The following is a 1,983-nucleotide window of genomic DNA, read 5'->3' as shown; positions in this document are numbered from 1 at the left end:
AATTACTATTCAATCGTCTGAGTTACATTTTTATCAACAATTTTGGCATCCTTCGGAAAATTTACCAAAGTGGGACATTACTATTGCTCCTCTGTGAATGGTAGTTTATTTTTGCGCAAGTCCCTTACGCTAACTGAGGTTTCTCGATGAATCGGTTTTTTATTCGGAAATTTAGAACGAGTTTTCTTGACCACTCTAGGATTATTTCTATTTTGTCTAGGAGGAATTTGTTCAGCGAGAATATCCTGAATCAGCCGTGAGAAAAAAAGCGCACCGCCCGCGCTGAGGTTTCCTCAGCGTATAGGACGGAGCAAGCAGGGAAGTTGTTGGGAATTGAGGTCTTGAAAATCAGGAATAGCTCGACGAATAACCTTGAGAGTCCCAGTAAAACCTAGACGTAAAGGAGAAATATTTGCTTGCTCGGAAGCTTGGAACATTAAAGAGCGAATAGCATAGTGACCCAAAAGCCAGCCATAAATTTCTTGCACCACTTCACGAGGTTTGAGGGAACGAATCGGAGTTTTTCGCCCCAAAAGATGGGTTTTAAGCTCATCAATGGTATTTTCGATTTCCCATCGTTGATGATATTGCTCTGCCAACAATAAAGCAGGAAACAAAGCCAAGTCCATCAAGCTTGTAACCAAACGATATGTTTTAAGTTCTCCATCAGTCTCAATAGTATATTCAATAACCCGAACTTGAATCTTACTGAACCCTTTTTTCTTTGATTTGCGGTCGGGATTAATCCAACTCAAATAAGAACCATCATCTAAATTTTGGTGGTTTGGAAACTTAACGTTCTTCGGAACTCTGCCTAAATACTGACACCCTTGAGCTAATGTAGCATTGACCATTCGATAAGAATGGAATCCTCTATCCCACATTAAAAGCATTGATCTATTCACCGAGCGCAGTAGTTTTAAAGCTCTGACTCTTTCTCCAATTCGATAAGGGCATATCAAAGCATCGGTGATTAAATGTGTTCCAGCCTCAATTAGTAAGACCACACGGACTTTGGGAAAAGCGGCTTTTGTCCCTTTTCTACTCCCTGGATATCCAAACACCTTGGCATTGGCTTGGCTATCTGGCACATCTAGTAATGTTCCATCTACTGCCATCACTCTTAGTCCACCCAGAAATGCTCCTGGTGTTTCCGAAGTTGCTAACGGTTTGGCAATTGAATCAAATAGCTGAGTCATTACTTGACATCCCAGTCTTTGCCTGGCTTCAGTAATTGATGAAGAAACAGGTGTTTTCCAAGATTGTCCTAATGAAAGTCCATTGTTTATTTAATCCGTTGACTAAGTTCTTCAAAACTGTCGTCATTGAATCAGATGACCAATAACTCATGGCAATTACTAAGCACACTACTAAACTTGATGTCAGCTTTCTTTGACGTAACCCCAAGCTATTGGTCTTCTTCAAAGCTGCTTCAATCATTTCTGGTTGAATGACTGTTTCGATCGCCTGAAATACTGATGAAGCTTCTAACTTGGGATTAATCAAAGAAAATTCTTTGAGCTGCAATTTTAGTACCTAATTTTGCTAGTGATTAACTTTACTTTAGAACATTTTTAGCTTAACCGAGAAGTATTGGGATTACATTAAGCTTAATAATAAGCGATCTTGATCGCTTACTTTTCGTTCGATAACTAATACCCTATGGAAAGACATTTTTAACACCACAACTATGGGGAAATAATCGATGAAAAAATTACCAGCTTGGATACCTAATTTTAATTCTTTGATGAGTGCTATTGTTCTGTTATTGCTGGTTAGAGGAATTAAATTTGCAATCAGAGAAATTTTTGAACGGACAGGCGATCGCTTTTTGCCTTCACTTTCATACAATAGTCATATGAACCTATCCCACTAATAATAGATAAAATAAGAAGGTTGTAACTAAACGACTGAAGATGCCAGGCAAATTTGAGGGATTAAATGACCTAGAGTGGAAGCTATTTCAAGATATTTTTCCTAAAA

The 1,983-nt window shown here is 38.5% G+C and carries 1 protein-coding gene and 1 pseudogene; both read right to left on the bottom strand.

The features are described from left to right. Positions 1 to 293: 293 nt before the first annotated feature. Positions 294 to 1,527 (bottom strand): annotated as a pseudogene (locus tag H1P_RS33000) (IS4 family transposase). 72 nt (positions 1,528 to 1,599) lie between these two features. Then, entirely contained in the window at positions 1,600 to 1,851 is a 252-nt protein-coding gene (locus H1P_RS32995) for a hypothetical protein (protein WP_144875672.1), read from the bottom strand. Positions 1,852 to 1,983: the final 132 nt, after the last annotated feature.

Origin of the sequence: Hyella patelloides LEGE 07179 (genome assembly GCF_900659865.1) — a bacterium.
Classification (GTDB): Bacteria; Cyanobacteriota; Cyanobacteriia; order Cyanobacteriales; family Xenococcaceae; genus Hyella; species Hyella patelloides.
This window is presented reverse-complemented; position numbering and strand designations above follow the sequence as displayed.